The sequence below is a fragment of the Prochlorococcus sp. MIT 1306 genome (genome assembly GCF_047304515.1).
Lineage (GTDB): Bacteria > Cyanobacteriota > Cyanobacteriia > PCC-6307 > Cyanobiaceae > Prochlorococcus > Prochlorococcus marinus_D.
In genome coordinates this window covers 2,105,601-2,123,485 of record NZ_CP138959.1, presented here as the reverse complement: position 1 = coordinate 2,123,485, position 17,885 = coordinate 2,105,601, and the positions used below count along the sequence as shown (strand labels likewise).

Sequence of the window (17,885 nt, the reverse complement as noted above, 5' to 3'; positions counted from 1 at the left end):
TCCCAGTTGCTTGTGCCTGTTTACATCGCGCTGTCCTAGCTCAAGCCAGTGCGGGCTATATCGAGAACATCGGCCATCGAGCGAATCTGATCCATCATTGAGACCAGCTGAGCAGCACTGTTTAGCTCAACCCGCAAATCAATGCAGGCGGGTTTGCCATACGATGTTTTAACCCTGGCATCGCTCACATTGATGTGATTATCTGAAAGACGCATCAGGATGTCTTTCAGAATTCCCACTCGGTCAATCACTTCAATACGCAACTGCACTGGGAATCTCTCGCCTTCGATGAAGGCACCTTGATTCCAGCGCACCGGCAATCGTCTTTCACTGGGGATCGAGCCAACATTGACGCAATCCTGCCGGTGAATCGTGATGCCGTGATTACCAAGAGCAACCGTGCCAAGGATCGCTTCTCCTGGCAGCGGACTACAACAGCCGCCCAGGCGGTAATCAAGGCCCTCCACGCCAAGGATCGGTACGCCATCAGACGCAGGCAGCCTGGCGGGGCTTGACTCCACTTGAGCCACAAGCCGTTTCGCAACATTGACATTGCTGAGTGGTTGCTCAGGCTCGACAGTCTGAAGACGGATTTCTTCTCGCAAACGATTCAGCACTTGCTGCAAGGTCAAAGCTCCAAAACCAAGCGCCGCAAGCAAATCCTCTGTAACCGGTAAATTGCAGCGTTCTGCCACGCGAGTCATCGCTTCGCTACTGAGTAGCGCATCAAAACCATTGCGACCGAGTTCACGCTCCAACAGGTCTTTCCCCCGTTGGATCGTTTCATCACGATGGCTTCGCTTATACCACTGACGGATGCGATTACGGGCTGTGGGAGTAGCGACAAAGTTCAGCCAATCGAGGCTTGGATGCGCTGTTTTACTGGTGAGAACTTGCACGAAATCACCGTTTTGTAATGAGGTCGATAATGGACAAAGCCGATCATTAATGCGCACACCATGGCAATGGTTGCCAACCTCTGAATGAATCCGATAGGCGAAATCAACAACTGTTGAGTCTTTGCGCAAGCCCACTACATCGCCTTTAGGAGTGAATACAAACACCTCCTCATCAAACAAGTCTTCTTTGATCGAAGCAAGGTAGTCATTGTGGTCATCATTGCCTCCTTCCTGTTGCCACTCGACAAGCTGACGCAGCCAATTAAACCTCTCCTTATTGGCGGCGGCTGGGGAACCACCTTCTTTGTACTCCCAATGAGCCGCAATGCCGAATTCAGACACACGATGCATCCCTGGAGTACGAATCTGCACCTCAATGGGCCGATGCTTGCCGATGACCGCCGTATGTAGCGATTGATAGCCATTGGGCTTGGCTAAACCGATGTAATCCTTGAAGCGTCCGGGAATAGGCCGGAAGGTGTCATGCACGACAGCCAAGGCGCGGTAGCAAGTCTCCACACTGGGAGCGATAATCCGCAAAGCGGCCACATCGAAGATCTCATGGAATGCCTTTTGCTGGCGTTGCATCTTGCTCCAGATGCCATAGAGATGCTTCGGTCGCCCACTGACTTCACAAGCATCAAGACCCGCAGACGACAGTCGTTCCGTTAACAGTTCAACCGTGGTCGCCAGACGGTTTTCCCGTTCACTGCGCTTGGTAGCCACCTCTTGCTGAATCTCTCGGAAAGCCTCAGGTTCAAGAAGCTTGAAGGCCAAATCCTCGAGTTCCCATTTGAAGCGACCAATGCCGAGGCGATTGGCTAGAGGTGCATAAATCTCGCGAGTTTCACGAGCAATGCGCTGCTGCTTATCAACCTGCAATGAGCCAAGCGTGCGCATGTTGTGAAGCCTATCGGCCAATTTCACCAGCACCACGCGGATGTCGCTGGCCATTGCCAGAAACATTTTGCGCAAGTTCTCAGCTTGGGCCTCAGTGTGGTTCGTGAAATTAATCCCCCCCAGTTTGGTGACGCCTTCCACCAGTTGCCGTACCTCAGCGCCGAAATAATCTTCCAGTTGCTCCGGGGTTAAATCGGTGTCTTCCACCACATCGTGAAGGAAACCTGCAGCAATCACGCTGGCGCTAGCGCCGATATCCCGCAACAGATCAGCCACTGCCACGGGGTGAACGATATATGGGTCACCACTGGCTCGAAATTGCCCCTCATGCAGCTGAAAGGCCAAATCAAAAGCTGCTGCAAGCAGGGCTTCTGAATCGATTGGGCAACTCTGCCCAAGCCCAGGAGGAATGTGCTTAATACAGTCTTTCAACCATTCCGGCAAGGCAATGCCGTAGTCATCAACACTGCTGAACGGATGTGTCCTGAGCTCAGGCAAACCACACACCTCTGAACCACAGCCAGCATTGGCCTGTGTTGATTTCGGGGCAGTGGTGACGTTGAGCATCCGACCCAGCGGATCAATCCATGGTATTCAGTCTCAAGACTCCGTGCTACTAACGATGCCCAGCTCTTCAGAGCAGGTACTCGAGCTCAGCCAACTGCGCATGCGCTATCCCCGCAGCGCTGATTGGACACTGGATGGACTCAACCTAAGCATCAAGTCAGGAGAGAGGCTCGCCCTGGTGGGGCCTTCAGGCTGCGGCAAGAGCACCGTGGCCAAGGCCGTATTGCATCTACTTCCCCCTGGCAGCATTTGCCAGGGGGGGTTGCTACTGACCGGCCAAGATCCAAGACCATTGCAACAGAAGCGATTGCGGCAACTGCGTGGTGAAGCGGTAGGTCTGGTTTTTCAGGATCCAATGACCCGCCTCAATCCGTTGATGACGGTGGGAAACCATTTGCTGGACACTCTCAACGCCCACCAACCAGAAGCTACCCCCAGCTGGCGAGAGCAGCGGGCAGAGGAACTCCTGGAGCGAGTGGGAATCGGGGCGAATCGGTTCCGCGCTTATCCCCATGAATTCAGTGGTGGCATGCGTCAGCGGCTGTCCATTGCTCTAGCAATCGCCCTCAATCCCCCTCTGGTCATCGCCGATGAGCCCACCACCAGCCTTGATGTCGCCGTGGCTGGTCAGGTTATGGCCGAACTCAGCAACCTCTGCGAGGAGCTCGGCAGTGCGCTCATGCTGATCAGCCATGACTTGGCGATGGCAGCTCGCTGGTGCGAGCGCATGGCCATTCTCGATGGGGGACGCATGGTGGAAGAGGGACTGAGCGAAGAGCTGCTTTCCCATCCCCGCTCAGCCATCGGCACTCGGCTCGTGGGTGCCGCCAGGGCGCGTGAAGGCGGAAGCACTCCAACTCGCTCGCAAACCGCTGCCGTCGTTCTAGAAGTCAATGCTTTGCGCTGTTGGCATGCTCTGGGAGGCTGGCCCTGGGCACCGACCTGGCTCAAAGCTGTTGATGGAGTGAGCTTCAACATCCGTGCTGGCGAGAGCCTTGGTGTGGTTGGAGCATCTGGCTGCGGCAAAAGCACCCTCTGCCGGGCCCTCATGGGTCTTACGCCGATCCGGGGTGGTCAGGTGCATCTCCAAGGCCACAACCTGCTCAGCTTGCAAGGACAGCCATTAAGGCAAGTTCGTCAGGCCTTGCAGATGGTTTTTCAAGACCCCCTCGCCTGCCTCAATCCAAAAATGACGATCGCAGAAGCCATCGCCGATCCACTGCTCATCCATGGAATGGCAAGCCGAGCTGAAGCAAGGCAAAACGGGCGAAAGTTACTTGAGCAGGTGGGCCTCAGCCCAGCGGAGGACTATCAAAACCGACTGCCTCGCCAGCTCTCTGGTGGCCAGCAACAACGCGTCGCCATTGCCCGAGCCCTGGCCTTAAAACCGAAGGTGCTGATTTGCGATGAGAGCGTCAGCATGCTGGACGCGGAAATCCAAGCTGAGGTGTTGGCTCTATTGCGTCAGCTTCAGAAAGAATTGGGGCTCGCGATGCTGTTCATTACCCACGACCTCTCCGTTGCCAGTGGTTTCTGCCACAGAGTGATCGTGCTCGACCATGGGCAAATCGTTGAGGAAGGACCCGGCGATCAGCTCCTTCAGAAACCCCAAGCAGCGATTACCCGCACACTCGTAGAAGCCTGTCCGAGACTCCCAACACCAATGTCTTAAAGGTAAGCCAAGATAATGACAAGTTCTTAAATAAAGCCTTTTCGAGCTGGAGTATCATCTCCAAAATTAAATACTTAGCATGCAATTAATACGTTCTGGCATGTATTTATTCTCAATTAGTTTCCGTCAAAAGTACAGGAAGTGATAGTAGGAAAACCGATTTTTTTGAGTCAACACTTGAGGTAAGCAGGCAGCGACTATCTGAGCATAAAGATCAATTTATAGTGATCAGAATAGAATAGCTTAAAGATGGGTTTGGTGCTGGTCTGATGAAAGCAGGAAAAGCCTAAATCAAGCTAATAGCCGCTTGTTGCCCTTGACACGAAATCATCAAATAAATTTAAAAAGCTCTTGAGTTTGGAGTAGATGTAATCATTCTAGATGAAAGCCTTGAGCATAGAACTGGTGCCTTAATTTCTGCCCTTGAAGCACTCGCTAAAGACTACTCTTGGCTTGATCTAGTCCTACAGTCTCCCTGCTAGGAACTTGCTGAGATGAACTCAGCAAAGCTTTCGCCTTGTCAAATTGAAGCTTTATATTGAATGGCTGAGGTAGATAGCAGCCTAGGCATTGCTAAACAACGGCAGATTGCCAAAACTACAGACCGTGAGCATGTTCAATCCATTTTGTAACGCCTTTACTTGAAAAGTCGAGTTGCTGCTGAGGCAGAATTAAGACCTGGAATCCTCAGAGAATTCTCAGATAAAAAAGTCTGCTTTATGGAGCAAAAATCCTTCATTTGAAGGGTTGAGTTGTAGTACACATCACGCCTAGACCTGTATAAGCAAATGAATCAGGTCATGACATCACAGTTGAATGTCTCAGTTGGAGGGAGCGTGTGGTGGAAAGGGTTGACAGCCGAACTCAACATCATCAATACGTCAAGCGAAACTCTTTCAGAATGGAGTTACAGCTTCATAACACCCCACAAAATCTCAGGGATGCCATGGGGTGTCAGCACATCGGCCGAGCAGCTCGCCAACGGACAAACGAAATACACACTGACAGGAATCGGTTGGGCGCAAAGCATTCCCGCTGCAGGGTCCGTCACAGTCGGCTTCAATGCGCAACAGGGCAAGGCACTAGGTACAGAAGGAGTGCTGACCGCTGCATTGTTGATGACTAACGCGTCAGAAACTGCAATCACGGCTGCATCATCTCTTGCGGTAAGTGATGCACCAGCAGTTGAAGTGCCAGGGCATCAACAGAGCGAGAAAGACTCTGCAATGGAAGGAATGCATGCACACACAACCTCCGACTCTTCTTTTACCCTGATCACCGAATGGGGTGCATCAAGCGGCAGTGAACACACCACCCACGATGAATTGATGGGAGGACGCACTCCCATTACCACAGAAGCACATGTTGCGTATAACAATCTCCGCACCTTTCTCGGACTGGATCCTGCATCCCTAGAAGACATCGGCACCTGGGCCTTCGCTAATAACCTCACCAACAACTCCCAGGCCTGGGGCAATGAACTCCAAGGTGTTGGTCTCTGGTACTCCATGCAGGGGGCCAAAGTTGGCTGGATCGCCGATGAAAACTATGATCCCCAATGGCTTGCCGATCTACAACGCAGCGCACGTCTTGGTAGCCCCAATGACGTGATGAGCATGGCGAGACAGATCGCTAAACCTGGCTTCATCGATTACCTCGAGGACATCGATGGCGTCGATAACTTCATTAACACTTTGAAGATGGAGCCCCATTTTGGTGGCTGGATGCACGATAGGGCTCATGGATGGCTATCAATCGAAGACGTTGCTATTGCTCATGACATCAACCACCTCACAGTGCTCAGTCATGACCAAACACAACCGTTCATGAATGACACCTTTGATTGGCCGCAATGGCCTGCCTTAGAGGTCTCCGATCAGGTCGTCATCGACTACTTCCAAAGCATGGTGAGCCTGGGGGGTCCACTGGGATCAAACTTGGAGGCTATAGGTACACCGAGAAATGAGGAGGATGAGAAACCTCAACAGGAACCAGTTGTTCTCGTTGAGCAAAGCCAGGTTTCACAGATTGATCCAATCACCGGTAGCGCGGTGGATGTTGAGGTGTCTGGTGATCTTTGGTGGGGTGGCTTCACCGCGGAGATCACCATCACCAATAGCAGTGATCAGCGTCTGGAGAATTGGGCGGTAGGCTTCAACAGTACCCATCACTTTTACGGCGAGTCCTGGGGTGTTGATGTCGTTACCGAAGAGGTCGCTGATGATCTCTACAGTTATAAAATCTATGGAGCTGACTGGGGTCAGTCGATCGGCGCTGGTCAATCGATGACTGTGGGCTTCAACGCGTTAACGGGTATGGAGCTGGAGCGTAGCGGTTCTCTCACCGCCGAGAGCCTATGTGCCGAGGGCAGCGAGCCTGTACTGCTCTAACGGTTGCATAGCCTCAGCCCACGAAACAGCATCACCATTAGCGCAGCGATGGGGGGCTAACGCCAGTGGCCTGCTTTCGAGGCTAGGAGCTGCATTGTCATGAAAAAATCAATGCTTATGTTCCATCCATCCATACTCTCTTATCTAGCCACTGCAAGATGAGCCTCTCAAGCTCACGATTTTGCTTATGGAGAGATGAGGCCTGAGCACGTCTCAAATCAAGTTTGCGCCGACGGCAAAATAGATTTTCTGCTAACTTGATCTTAAGCTATTAGAAAATTTGACTGGTTCAATTGAAATAATCACGCCAAAATGCAAGAGTTTTTACCGGTAAATTTTGCTGCATTGAATTGCATATATAACCCATTACCGATGACTAGAATTCAACCCTAAACCAATAGCCAATGATTCAAGTCCCTGCCTTTTAAGCTAAGCCATTAAATGGTGGAAGCTATGACTTGAATCTAGCTCGTATCATCAAAGTATTGATTTCATGTGGCAGCAAGCAATGACGACTTCAAAAAGTGATCTAGGCGATAGCTGGCCTAACATCATAAAAATCAAGCAATTATTTGAGTGTTATAGGTAGAAAGAAAAGGCTGAATCTCAACCAGAGCTAGTCTCGCTAGGCATGAGAAGTTTCATCTAGAGATTATTTTCATGAAGCATCTTTTTCCTAAATCATGGATGTCCATTTCAGATGCAATCATCTCGCACCATTCAAGACTTAGGTTGTGCCTGTTCGTCGACGCAACACAGCCAAAAGCTTCTCAAATAGATCTGGCAACGGTGCCTCAAAGACCATCCGCTCACCCGTGAGCGGATGGTCTAAACCAAGCTGCACTGCGTGAAGGATCTGGCCAGGTAAATCGATCGGCAACTTGCGGCAGCGGCTGTAAATGGGATCACCAACAATTGGATGACCAATGTGAGCGCAATGAACACGAATCTGATGGGTGCGCCCGGTATCAAGCTGGAAACGCAGCAAAGAATAGTCACCTAATCGTTCAACCAACGTCCAATGGGTGCAAGCATGACGACCTCCGTCTTCAGTTACCACGGCATATTTTTTGCGATCCACCGGATGGCGACCAATCGCTGCCACGATCGTGCCTTGGTCGCCTGTCGGAGCACCATGCACGACAGCCAAATAGTTTCGCGATGCAATGCGTTTCTGAATCTGTTGCTGCAGTTTCACCAATGCCTCCTGACTCTTGGCAATCACGATGCAGCCAGTGGTGTCTTTATCGAGACGATGCACGATGCCTGGTCGCAACTTTCCACTGATGCCAGGCAGATCAGAGCAATGATGCAAAAGACCATTCACTAACGTGCCGTTTCGATTGCCTGGAGCCGGATGCACTGTGAGGCCTGCAGGCTTGTTGATCACGATCAGATGTCTATCCTCAAAGAGCACGTCTAAGTGCATTGCTTCCGGCTGGAGATAGGGCAGGGGTTCCGGTGGTGGCATCCACAACTGCACCTCATCGCCTTGGCGCAAAGGAGTCTTGGCTCTCCCGGTGATGCCGTTTACACGTACAAGACCAGCCTCAATAAACTTTTGAATGTGTGAACGGCTCTGCTCCGACCGTTGGCTCACAAGCCAACGGTCCAGACGCATTGGCAAGGGTTTGGGGTAGTGCAGCTTCAGCAATTCACCCTCACCTTCTCCGAACGCCAATGTCCGTTCGTCCAACGTCATGGCAACGGCAACTCCAGCGCGATTGGCCCCAACAGTGCTCGACGAAAGTCATCCAAAAGCCGTTGGGCCATACGCCCTGTATCACCAGAGGTGTGGCGTTCGGCAACAGTCATCAACCAAGCATGGGCATCAGCTTGCTCACCGGCCAAGTTGATGCCGTAACGCTGCTCAAGGACCCCTGTAACTACCCCAGCCGCCGCCTGCTTCTCCAACACACTCAGCGTCTCCAGCAACGCGAGGGCCACCAACTCAACGTCATAGGCGGCCTGGCCGATGTCATCGCAAAGGGCGAGATGCAAAGCAGCCTGTTGGTCATCGAGGCGGGGTGGCAAAACGCCGGGGGCATCAAGTAAGTCAAGGTCTTGACCCAATCGCACCCAGCGCAGGGTGCGGGTCACGCCAGCGCGACGAGCACTCTCCACCACCTTCTGACGGACCAAACGATTGATCAGGGCGGACTTGCCCACATTGGGAAACCCCAAAGTGAGGGCCCTTACAGGGCGTGGTCGCATACCACGGGAGAGGCGGCGCTGATTGAGCTGATCCCCAGCTCGTATGGCTGCTTGTTGAACCTGCTTAACACCTGTGCCAGCCTTGGCATCACACCACCATGGGGTTTGGGCCTGGTCACGGAACCAACGATCCCAAGATCGTCGAGCCGCAGAGGAAATCATGTCGCGGCGGTTGATCACGAGCAAATGCTGCTTCCCCTTAATCCAGCGCTGCAGCTGCGGATGAGCAGTGGCTATCGGGATGCGAGCATCCCGCACCTCAATGACAAGGTCAATTTTGTCGAGATTCTTGCTGAGTTGTTGTTCCGCCTTAGCGATGTGGCCTGGATACCACTGAATTGTTGGAGTGCTCACGGCACCACCAGCACCGGACAAGGGGCCAACTGGATCACCCGGGCTGCTGTGCTCTCGCTATCGCCATCCAAATTCACACCGCGTGTGCCCATCACGATCACATCCACATTTAATTCATCAGCCACATCGCAAATCACGAAGGCAGGCTTACCTTCTCTCTCCAACACTTCACAAGCAATCCCAGCCTGCTCGACTTGCTCTCGAGCCCGTTTCAATAAAACTGCCACAGCCTCAGGGTCGTGCATTTCAGGCCGCTCAGCCTGGACCACAGACAGGATGATCAAACGGCTGCTATGGCTTCTGGCCAGTTCCAAAGCCTTGCTGGCCGTTTCCATCGCTTCCCGGCTCTGATCAATCGGGAAGAGAACGGTTTCAAACATGCGTTTGAACAAAATGCTTGCTTCAATCTTGTCCTAGCGCCAACCAGATCAGTTCGCCGGCCCATCAACCCAACCAGGCAAGCAAAACACGGGTTAATCTCAGCGGGTTTTTCTTACCGCACGGCACAACCCCCATGGCGAAGCGTTCACTGTCCAGCCTCAGCGCAGCGGACCTACGTAGTAAGCGTGTGCTGGTTCGGGTTGACTTCAACGTGCCTCTCAACGAGAACGGCGCCATTACCGATGACACCCGCATCCGCGCCGCCCTGCCCACCATCAATGACCTCATCGACAAAGGTGCTCGGGTGATCCTCTCGGCCCACTTTGGCCGACCAAAGGGTCAAATCAACGAAGGAATGCGGCTCACACCAGTAGCAAAACGCCTCAGCGAACTGCTGGGTAAAACCGTGACAAAAACCGAAAGCTGCGTCGGTAGCGACGCCGAAGCCAAGGTCAATGCCATGGCCGATGGAGACGTCGTACTGCTCGAGAATGTGCGCTTTTTCTCAGAAGAAGAAAAAAACGACGCCAACTTCGCTCAAAAGCTCGCAGCACTTGCTGACGCCTATGTGAATGATGCTTTCGGTGCCGCACACCGTGCCCACGCCTCTACAGAAGGGGTCACCAAATTCCTCAACCCCAGTGTGGCAGGCCACCTGATGGAGAAGGAACTTCAATACCTGCAAGGTGCCATCGACGACCCCAAGCGACCTCTTGCAGCGATCGTGGGTGGGTCCAAGGTCAGCAGCAAGATCGGCGTGTTGGAAGCCTTGATCGACAAGTGCGACAAGGTGCTGATCGGCGGCGGCATGATCTTCACGTTCTACAAAGCGCGTGGCCTTTCAGTAGGCAAGAGCCTGGTGGAAGAGGACAAGCTGGAACTCGCCAAGGAGCTAGAGGCCAAGGCCAAGGCCAAGGGGGTTCAACTGCTTCTGCCCACTGATGTTGTTCTAGCCGATGACTTCTCCCCTGATGCCAATAGTCAGACCGTATCCATCGACGCCATTCCCGATGGTTGGATGGGACTGGACATTGGCCCAGACTCAATCAATCTCTTCCAAGACGCACTGGCTGACTGCCAAACTGTGATCTGGAACGGCCCCATGGGCGTGTTTGAGTTCGACAAGTTTGCCGCCGGCACCAACGCCATCGCCACGACCTTGGCGGACCTCAGTGGCAAGGGTTGCTGCACAATCATCGGCGGTGGTGACTCCGTGGCCGCTGTCGAGAAGGCCGGCCTCGCCGAGAAGATGTCCCACATCTCTACTGGTGGTGGCGCCAGCCTTGAGCTGTTGGAAGGCAAGGTGTTGCCAGGTGTCGCCGCTCTCGACGACGCCTAAGTAAAGACCTCGCTTGTCTTATCGGGCCATTGCCTTGCATCACTGCAATGGCCCACTATCGATTTGTTTGCAAAGAGTTCGACAGCAAGTCTCTATAGATACGACTGATCTGAAAGCCAACTTTCACTCTTGCAATCGCAGCACGTATGAATAGCGAAGAGTGCTGTAACTGGCTAGACGATTGAGCGCCTTGCAAGCTTTGAGCTATCTGAGTGCACTACTGCAAATTCTTTTAGGTCAAGCTCGTCGATCATCACCAGGCAAGATCCTCAGTTTGCAGGTTTGAAGCAACTGCCAATGTTGAGCTGAAGCAGTAAAAATCGAAGCAGCTCTACTGACAAACATGAGCAAAGCTCAGTTCATCCCAAGGCCTAGCCTTGCCTTTGTTGGCCTCGGCGCATTGGGTTTGCCAATGGCTGCCAATCTGCTGGCTGCGGGTTATGAGCTGAAGGTTCACAGCCGCAGTCGTGCGGCTGAACTGAATTTGGCTTTAAAAGGTAGCCGTCCCTGCAGCTCACCAGCAGAAGCTGCAGCAGACAGCCAGGCTCTACTGATCTGCGTTAGCGATGATGAAGCAGTAGAAGCGGTTCTTTTTGGTTCTCAGGGAGCAGCTTCTATGCTCAGCTCCGGCTCCGTTGTGGTGGATTTTTCGACGATCGCCCCAGCAACGTCGATCACCATGGCTGAGCGACTTGCTCAGCAAGGGGTGGCCTATCTGGATGCACCGGTAACCGGAGGCACTGAAGGGGCCAGAGCAGGAACTCTTACCGTTCTAGTGGGTGGCAACACACAAGTTCTGGCAAGGGTGCAGCCACTGCTGGAAGTGATCGGTGAGAGCATTCATCACTTCGGTTCGGTGGGACGGGGCCAGCAGGTGAAGGCGCTCAACCAAGTGCTGGTGGCCGGTAGCTATGCCGCATTAGCAGAAGCAATTGCGCTAGGGCAGCAGCTGGGTCTACCGATGCAGGAGGTGATCACAGCCTTACAGCATGGTGCCGCAGGCTCATGGGCTCTTCAGCACCGATCAACAGCGATGCTGGAAGATCACTATCCGCTCGGCTTCAAGTTGGCTTTACATCACAAGGATCTCGGCATTGCCCTGGAAACGGCAGAACGCGTGGGACTACAACTGCCAATCACAAGCGAAGTGCAATCGATGGAGGCAAACCTGATTGAACTCGGCCATAGCGATGAAGATGTATCAGTGCTGAGACGGTGGTTTGATCACCAATAGGCAGAATCTCAGCAATCCTGATCGAGCCTTCGATAGGCTGGAAAAATTGCGAAGTCCGCTTCAATTGAAAGGGAGTATTTCATTCAAATAATAGCCAACAGATTCAGCCTGAATGTCCATTTGTGATCTACTACTCCACGAACTCAAGCTGATACTTTTAGAAGTGATTAGCCATGGAATCGGCAAAATTTGATTGATCAGCTAGGCTACACAAATCAATTCAATCCAACGACTCAAGGCACACAAGACGCAGCTGAAAACTCACTGATCACCATGGTCAAAAATGACAGCCTACATCACCAATCAAGTTATCCAGTGCCTTGAGCTTGATGTCGACTCCGTTGTTGTATAGCTTCCGTCGCTGCCCTTATGCAATGAGAGCCCGATGGGCTCTTTTGGTTTCTGGCCTTTTGGTGAACTTACGAGAAGTGGCCCTGAAAAATAAGCCGCAAGAGCTGCTGCAGGCTTCTCAAAAAGGAACCGTGCCAGTGCTGATTACTGCAGATGGGACAGTGATGGATGAAAGCATTGATATCATGCACTGGGCGCTTCAGCAAACTGATCCCTTCGATGGGCTACGCAGCGGAAAAGCCGGAGAACAAAAAGCAATTCAGCAGCTTATCGAACAGAATGATGGCCCATTTAAATATCATTTAGATCGTTTTAAATATGCCTGCAGGTTCAAAGGAGAGGATGCCGAAGAACATCGCAAAATAGCTAGAGATATTCTTGTGGAATGGAATGCGCGGCTGGTACAACAAGAATCAAGGGATCGGCATGGTTGGCTGGTCGGAAAATCTCAAAGCCTTGCAGACTGGGCGCTATGGCCTTTTGTACGTCAATATCGCCTCGCTGATCCATCAAGCTTTGACCATGATCAAGACCTTCAAGCCATCAAAAGATGGTTGCAAGCTTTTCTGCAACATCCACTGTTTACAAGGTTGATGACACCAGTTAAGCCTTGGTTGCCAGAACATCATCCGCAGACTTTCCCTGCTGATTCAAGTTTAGTTAAAACAGATCAACCATTGTTTCATCTGGCTTTGCTTGAAGACTGGCAAGACGCATGCACTCAAGGGGTTTATCAATTCTCTACTCGTGGATTAAAGCTCAAAGAGATTGGATTCATTCATTTGAGCTATCAGCATCAACTTGAGTCTACTTATCATCAATTTTATCGTGATCGAGGCCAAGTGCTTAGCTTGAAATTAAACCCAGAGCAACTGTCAATGCCGCTACGAGCCGAACCCTCATCAGCAGGAGAACTTTTTCCTCATCTTTTTGGAGCCCTGCCTTTGAGGGCTGTAGAACTTGTGGAAACTTATCCATGAATGAACGCGTTGATGTTGATCAAGATCGTCTTCACTTTGCCGCAACAGAGAGGAACCGTGATGCCATTGCTGCTGTTCTGAGCAAGGCGCTGCCGAGCGATGGGAGAGTGTTGGAACTTGCAAGTGGGAGTGGCGAACATGCCGTTGCTTTTCAGAAACTGTTCCCAAAGCTGATTTGGCATACCAGCGACATTGATTCTATGCATCTTCGCAGCATCACGGCTTGGATTCATTCTGAACAGCTTGAACAGATCATGCCGCCCCCCCTCAAGATCGATGTCAACGCGCGCCCCTGGCAACTGCCTGATGGATTAACTGATCATCTTTGCGGGGTTATTTGTATCAATATGATTCATATCTCTCCTTGGAATTGTTGTGAATCTTTGATCCAAGAAGCTGCTCAATTACTGGGCAACTCTGCACCACTAATTCTCTATGGGCCATACAAGCGCAATGGTCTTCATACGAGTGAAAGTAATGCCAGATTTGATGAGTATTTGCGCCAGCAAAATCCAAGTTGGGGAGTGCGTGAGCTGGAAGATGTAGAGCGTCTTGGTGTTAACTCAGGCCTCTTGTTGAATGATGTGATTGAAATGCCTGCCAACAACCTCTCCTTGATCTTCACGCCTAGGCAATCATGACTTGATCACGCGAATCAAGACATCCCATCTCTACTGCTGACGGCAATGAAGAAGATTTACACCAACCAAAACTCAAGGGATCAGTTCGTCTTCATTGCTTACCACCCGCACACGCTTGGTCACTGTGATCACGCCATCAGGATGCACCAACATCGCTGCCCAGGTCTGGCTGCCGGGCGTGAACGGGGCCTGCACTGATTTAAAGATGCCACCACCATGCATCGGTGCCAGCTGGATATCAGGCGTGCTTTGAAGACTGACCTGTGCAGGTGTAAGAGCAATCAAGCCACCGGCAACCATCGCATGGCCCAAGGGCTGATCAAAGATCACATCAACGTCGTAACGACTACCTGTGAGCACAGCATCAGGAATCAATAGGCTGATCGGCAAAGGTTTGCTGGCGCTACGCAGGATCGATTGCTCGCTGATCACTTCTTCACCAGTGATCAGTTTGCCTTCAGTGAGCAATGCCAAGCGTTGGTTGGCCTCAAGGTCATAGCTCAGGCTTTCCGCTTCACGATGACCACGCACTTCAACTTCAAAGGTCGGCTGTCCATCCTTTAAAGGTTTGGCAGGACGAACAGACCAACGGGCATCAGGAAACTTGGCAGAGAAAATGCGAAAACGACTTTCCAGATCAGATGCATATTCGTCTGCGAGCAGACCTCTGAGGGCTTCACTTCCAGGTGTATTGAGAGCCTGTTGTAATCGGGTACTGAGAGGCACAGCATCTGCAGCCCTGCCAATCAATGGCATCAACGCTGAACACAATGCCAGCAGACTGGAGGCCAAAGCGACTGGCTTGAGATGACGCACTGGAGGCTTGAGGGCACTGCCGATAAGTTAGGCGGCACCTTCATGCTCTGCCCATTGCCATGCCCAGGCTTCTGATTGCTGCAAGCGGCACCGGTGGCCATCTTTTCCCAGCACTGGCTGTTGCCGAAGCCTTGCCCGGCGCCTGGAGCGTGTGCTGGCTGGGAGTGCCAGATCGGCTAGAAACCCAACTGGTGCCAGAACGCTATGAGCTGACCACTGTGCGCGCCGGCGGTCTACAAGGTCGCGGCCTGCGCAAGCTGGTGCAGTTGTTGCAATTACTCGCTGCTACGGGCCGGGTCAGAAAGCTACTGCGAAAGCAAGGCATCCAGGCTGTTTTCACCACTGGGGGCTATATCGCTGCGCCAGCAATCTTGGCGGCGCGCTGGTGCGGCATCCCTGTGGTGCTGCACGAATCCAATGCCATCCCCGGACGAGTGACGCGCTTATTGGGCCGCTTCTGCCAGGTCGTGGCTGTAGGTCTCTCTGTTGCTGCCAAGCGCATCCCAGGCAGCAAAGCTGTGGTCACAGGAACACCGGTGCGCTCGGCATTCCTGTCGCCACAGCCCTTGCCGCATTGGGTTCCTGGCGGTGATGGCCCATTGCTGGTGGTGATTGGTGGTAGTCAAGGGGCCGTCGGACTCAACCGCATGGTGCGAGGCGCACTGCCATCGCTGCTGGAGGCCGGTTGTCGCGTGGTGCATCTCACCGGCAACAACGATCCAGATGTAGGAGAACTCGATCACCCCAACCTGGTGGAACAGCCTTTCAGTCATGAGATGCCTGGTTTGCTGCAACATGCCGATCTCGCCATCAGCCGTGCGGGCGCCGGCAGCCTGAGTGAATTGGCCGTCTGTGGCACCCCAACCATCTTGGTGCCCTTCCCTCAAGCGGCAGACCAGCATCAAGAGGCCAACGCAGCCTGTGCCGCTGCGTTTGGGGCTGCCGTGATCGTGCATCAACATGCAGCCGAACATCGGGCTCTTGGTCATGCTCTGGAACAACTCATGGGACCTCGCCTACGTGGCGACGCTGCTGTCAGCAACCCTTTGATTCCCATGAAGCAAGGCATGATGAAGATGGCAATGCGTGAGGCAGACCAGTTGCTGGTGACATTGCTGAAGCAACTCATCGGAGCAGGGCTTTGAACGCCGCAAGGATGCGGCGATTGCCTGACCTCTGCTGCAAACCAATCCGCAACCAGCGCTCCCCAAGTTCTGCAAAGGAGCGGCAGTCACGTAACAGCACGCGCCGATGAGCCATTCTCTCTCGTAATGGCACAAGGGAGACATCGCCACGAATCAACAAGAAGTTGGCGGCAGATGGATAAGACCGGATCCCTGGTAGGCAACGCAGCTGAGTTTGCATCCAAAGACCTTCCTGAGCAACCCATCCCTGGACCCGCGCTATCCACCGCTCGAAGGCAGGACGATCCGCCATCAATGCAATCCCTGCAGCAATCGCCAACCCATTAAGAGGCCATGGATCTCGCCATTGTTGCCAACGTTGTAAACGCTCAGGCGTACCAATGGCATAACCCAAACGCAATCCGGCCACAGCAAACAACTTTGTCAAACTGCGAATCACCACAAGATTGGGGTGGTTGACCACCAGCGAAACAAGAGACTGGCGCTCCCCATCGGGCACCAATGGCAAAAACGCTTCATCACAGATGACCAGCTGATAACGCGCTAGCAACGGTTCAAGCGATGCTCTGCTCCACAACTGACCAGTAGGGTTATGGGGATTGGTAATCCAAAGAACATCGGTATCCGATAGCAGCGTAAAAGGCTGAGGCATTTCACCAGACCAGGAGAGGGGCATTGGCAAAGCTTGCTGGCAGGCTTGCCAGCACCTCAGAGCCCTGCCGTAATCAGCAAAGCCTGGACTAGGCAGGCCACTCACGCCCTCAAACGCCGCATCACGAGCGGCCCAGGTGAACAGTTCCGCCGCGCCATTTCCCGGCAATACCATCAGGGGATCAACCCCATGCCAGTTGCTGATCACGTCTCGCAAGCGCTGATGGCTGCGATCCGGATAATCCCTCAGCGTGTTGTCAGTTAGAGCCCTTCTTAAACACCCTTGTAAAGCTCGCGATGGAGGGAAAGGCACCAAAGAGGCACTGGCATCCAAAAGCTGCTCCGGTCGACAACCCAGCCGTTGCGCCTCATCAATGCGATTGCCACCGTGAAGGGAGGGAGTGGAGCTCAAGTCAATGGCGACCCATAACAACAATCCATCCTGCCGAGTGGGAGGGAGTCGACGTGCTCAAAAAAGCCGATAGAAAGCAATGGCACAGCAAATTTCTAATCGCTCAAACGATGCGCCGTCGTCTGACCGCCTTCATGGTGACCCTGATTGGCAGCACTGCAATCCTTGGCATTGCTCAACGCAGTGGAGCTGAAAACAACTTCAAGCATCTCGTGCAACTGCTGGAGACAGGCACCTGCATGAGTTGCAGTCTTGAGGATGCCGATCTGATGCATGCCGATCTGCGTGCTGCCAACCTTGAAAAGGCCAAGTTGCAGAGAGCCGACCTCGGTCGCGCTCAGCTTGATGGAGCCAACCTAAACGGGGCTGACCTGAGCTTTGCCACCCTTCGCCATGCCTCATTACGTGGGGCCGATCTCAGAGGTGCCACGCTCACAGGAACTGATCTGATCGGAGCCGATCTCAGTGGCGCAAAACTGGACGAAAACGGATTGTCTATTAGTCACTGGAAGGATGCCAAGGGAGTCCAAGCAGTGGCTAGCGACTATGCCTCCCTCCATAACGCTGGTGTGGAGGAAGTTTTGCAAGGTCGCTATCCAGAAGCAGAGGACTACTTCAATAAAGCCCTAATGCGTCGACCTGATGCAGCAATCACATGGGTTGCCCGCGGCATCACTCGAGCCGAACAAGCGAAACGAGAATTGGCCTCAAGAGATTTTGCCTTCGCCGCTGAGCTCTACGACCAACAAGAACAACCTGAGATTGCCAAGCAACTACGAGATGGTGCAGAACAAGTGAAACAAGATCCAGCCCAACGAGGAGGCAATGGAGTTGGTAGCTCGATACTTAACAGTGCAACTGGTTTGTTTCAACAGTTGTTACCAATAGCAGTAAAGTTTTTATCGCCCCTCGCCTTTTAAAAGTCCAAAATGAAAGACT

14 protein-coding genes are annotated in these 17,885 nt (G+C 52.8%); 8 read left to right on the top strand and 6 right to left on the bottom strand.

Translation table 11 applies throughout. The features are described from left to right. Nucleotides 1-35: 35 nt before the first annotated feature. A complete protein-coding gene (locus tag SIB74_RS10660; protein WP_063396652.1) occupies nucleotides 36-2,366 on the bottom strand; it encodes a RelA/SpoT family protein in 2,331 nt (776 codons plus the stop codon). Nucleotides 2,367-2,421: 55 nt separating this feature from the next. Between SIB74_RS10660 and SIB74_RS10655 the strand changes: the two genes are divergently transcribed. Both SIB74_RS10655 and SIB74_RS10650 read left to right on the top strand, forming a co-directional pair. Then, nucleotides 2,422-4,038 carry an ABC transporter ATP-binding protein gene (locus tag SIB74_RS10655; RefSeq protein WP_063396653.1) on the top strand — a complete coding sequence of 539 codons (1,617 nt, stop codon included), beginning with the start codon at nucleotides 2,422-2,424 and terminating at the stop codon, nucleotides 4,036-4,038. Nucleotides 4,039-4,838: 800 nt separating this feature from the next. Beyond that, the gene (locus SIB74_RS10650; RefSeq protein WP_413681704.1) at nucleotides 4,839-6,428 is read left to right on the top strand and encodes a cellulose binding domain-containing protein; all 1,590 of its coding nucleotides are present in this window, start codon (nucleotides 4,839-4,841) and stop codon (nucleotides 6,426-6,428) included. Between the two features lie 727 nt (nucleotides 6,429-7,155). Here SIB74_RS10650 and SIB74_RS10645 read toward each other — a convergent pair. Genes SIB74_RS10645 through SIB74_RS10635 form a run of 3 tightly spaced genes read right to left on the bottom strand, consistent with a single transcriptional unit; the run spans nucleotide 7,156 to nucleotide 9,376 of the window. Then, nucleotides 7,156-8,130 carry an RluA family pseudouridine synthase gene (locus tag SIB74_RS10645; RefSeq protein WP_063396655.1) on the bottom strand — a complete coding sequence of 325 codons (975 nt, stop codon included), beginning with the start codon at nucleotides 8,128-8,130 and terminating at the stop codon, nucleotides 7,156-7,158. Further along, complete coding sequence (ylqF, locus tag SIB74_RS10640) at nucleotides 8,127-8,996, bottom strand: ribosome biogenesis GTPase YlqF (protein ID WP_063396960.1); 870 nt, start codon at nucleotides 8,994-8,996, stop codon at nucleotides 8,127-8,129. Before ylqF ends, SIB74_RS10645 begins: the two co-directional genes overlap by 4 nt. Next, a complete protein-coding gene (locus SIB74_RS10635; protein WP_011827370.1) occupies nucleotides 8,993-9,376 on the bottom strand; it encodes a universal stress protein in 384 nt (127 codons plus the stop codon). The genes ylqF and SIB74_RS10635 overlap by 4 nt, the downstream gene beginning before the upstream one ends. Nucleotides 9,377-9,510: 134 nt before the next feature. On the opposite strand from SIB74_RS10635, the gene SIB74_RS10630 reads away from it, so the two are divergent. From SIB74_RS10630 to SIB74_RS10615, 4 genes are all read left to right on the top strand, one after another. Then, nucleotides 9,511-10,716, top strand: coding sequence for a phosphoglycerate kinase (locus SIB74_RS10630; protein ID WP_063396961.1), 1,206 nt, complete (start codon nucleotides 9,511-9,513; stop codon nucleotides 10,714-10,716). A 343-nt stretch (nucleotides 10,717-11,059) separates the two neighbouring features. Next, nucleotides 11,060-11,950: an NAD(P)-dependent oxidoreductase gene (locus tag SIB74_RS10625; protein WP_063396656.1), complete on the top strand. Its 891-nt coding sequence runs from the start codon at nucleotides 11,060-11,062 to the stop codon at nucleotides 11,948-11,950. A 329-nt stretch (nucleotides 11,951-12,279) separates the two neighbouring features. After that, nucleotides 12,280-13,281 carry a DUF952 domain-containing protein gene (locus SIB74_RS10620; RefSeq protein WP_063396962.1) on the top strand — a complete coding sequence of 334 codons (1,002 nt, stop codon included), beginning with the start codon at nucleotides 12,280-12,282 and terminating at the stop codon, nucleotides 13,279-13,281. Next, the gene (locus SIB74_RS10615) at nucleotides 13,278-13,922 is read left to right on the top strand and encodes a DUF938 domain-containing protein (RefSeq protein WP_063396657.1); all 645 of its coding nucleotides are present in this window, start codon (nucleotides 13,278-13,280) and stop codon (nucleotides 13,920-13,922) included. The genes SIB74_RS10620 and SIB74_RS10615 overlap by 4 nt, the downstream gene beginning before the upstream one ends. A gap of 72 nt (nucleotides 13,923-13,994) precedes the next feature. On the opposite strand, the gene SIB74_RS10610 is transcribed toward SIB74_RS10615, so the two are convergent. Then, on the bottom strand, nucleotides 13,995-14,678 hold the full coding sequence (locus SIB74_RS10610; RefSeq protein WP_063396963.1) for a hypothetical protein: 684 nt from the start codon (nucleotides 14,676-14,678) through the stop codon (nucleotides 13,995-13,997). Nucleotides 14,679-14,797: 119 nt separating this feature from the next. Here SIB74_RS10610 and murG point away from each other — a divergent pair, with 119 nt between their 5' ends. Next, the gene (gene murG, locus SIB74_RS10605) at nucleotides 14,798-15,883 is read left to right on the top strand and encodes an undecaprenyldiphospho-muramoylpentapeptide beta-N-acetylglucosaminyltransferase (RefSeq protein ID WP_063396658.1); all 1,086 of its coding nucleotides are present in this window, start codon (nucleotides 14,798-14,800) and stop codon (nucleotides 15,881-15,883) included. Here murG and SIB74_RS10600 read toward each other — a convergent pair. Further along, the gene (locus SIB74_RS10600) at nucleotides 15,864-16,946 is read right to left on the bottom strand and encodes a pyridoxal phosphate-dependent aminotransferase (protein WP_063396964.1); all 1,083 of its coding nucleotides are present in this window, start codon (nucleotides 16,944-16,946) and stop codon (nucleotides 15,864-15,866) included. The two genes, murG and SIB74_RS10600, sit on opposite strands and share 20 nt — an antisense overlap. Nucleotides 16,947-17,056: 110 nt before the next feature. Between SIB74_RS10600 and SIB74_RS10595 the strand changes: the two genes are divergently transcribed. Then, on the top strand, nucleotides 17,057-17,866 hold the full coding sequence (locus SIB74_RS10595; RefSeq protein WP_063396659.1) for a pentapeptide repeat-containing protein: 810 nt from the start codon (nucleotides 17,057-17,059) through the stop codon (nucleotides 17,864-17,866). Nucleotides 17,867-17,885: the final 19 nt, after the last annotated feature.

Excerpts from the sequence above, each read along its gene's own strand:
- SIB74_RS10660 (WP_063396652.1), bottom strand. The coding sequence starts at position 2,366 with ATGCTCAACGTCACCACTGCCCCGAAATCAACACAGGCCAATGCTGGC.
- SIB74_RS10655 (WP_063396653.1), top strand. The coding sequence starts at position 2,422 with ATGCCCAGCTCTTCAGAGCAGGTACTCGAGCTCAGCCAACTGCGCATG.
- SIB74_RS10650 (WP_413681704.1), top strand. The coding sequence starts at position 4,839 with ATGACATCACAGTTGAATGTCTCAGTTGGAGGGAGCGTGTGGTGGAAA.
- SIB74_RS10645 (WP_063396655.1), bottom strand. The coding sequence starts at position 8,130 with ATGACGTTGGACGAACGGACATTGGCGTTCGGAGAAGGTGAGGGTGAA.
- SIB74_RS10635 (WP_011827370.1), bottom strand. The coding sequence starts at position 9,376 with ATGTTTGAAACCGTTCTCTTCCCGATTGATCAGAGCCGGGAAGCGATG.
- SIB74_RS10630 (WP_063396961.1), top strand. The coding sequence starts at position 9,511 with ATGGCGAAGCGTTCACTGTCCAGCCTCAGCGCAGCGGACCTACGTAGT.
- SIB74_RS10625 (WP_063396656.1), top strand. The coding sequence starts at position 11,060 with ATGAGCAAAGCTCAGTTCATCCCAAGGCCTAGCCTTGCCTTTGTTGGC.
- SIB74_RS10620 (WP_063396962.1), top strand. The coding sequence starts at position 12,280 with ATGTCGACTCCGTTGTTGTATAGCTTCCGTCGCTGCCCTTATGCAATG.
- SIB74_RS10615 (WP_063396657.1), top strand. The coding sequence starts at position 13,278 with ATGAATGAACGCGTTGATGTTGATCAAGATCGTCTTCACTTTGCCGCA.
- SIB74_RS10610 (WP_063396963.1), bottom strand. The coding sequence starts at position 14,678 with ATGCCATTGATTGGCAGGGCTGCAGATGCTGTGCCTCTCAGTACCCGA.
- murG (WP_063396658.1), top strand. The coding sequence starts at position 14,798 with ATGCCCAGGCTTCTGATTGCTGCAAGCGGCACCGGTGGCCATCTTTTC.
- SIB74_RS10595 (WP_063396659.1), top strand. The coding sequence starts at position 17,057 with ATGCGCCGTCGTCTGACCGCCTTCATGGTGACCCTGATTGGCAGCACT.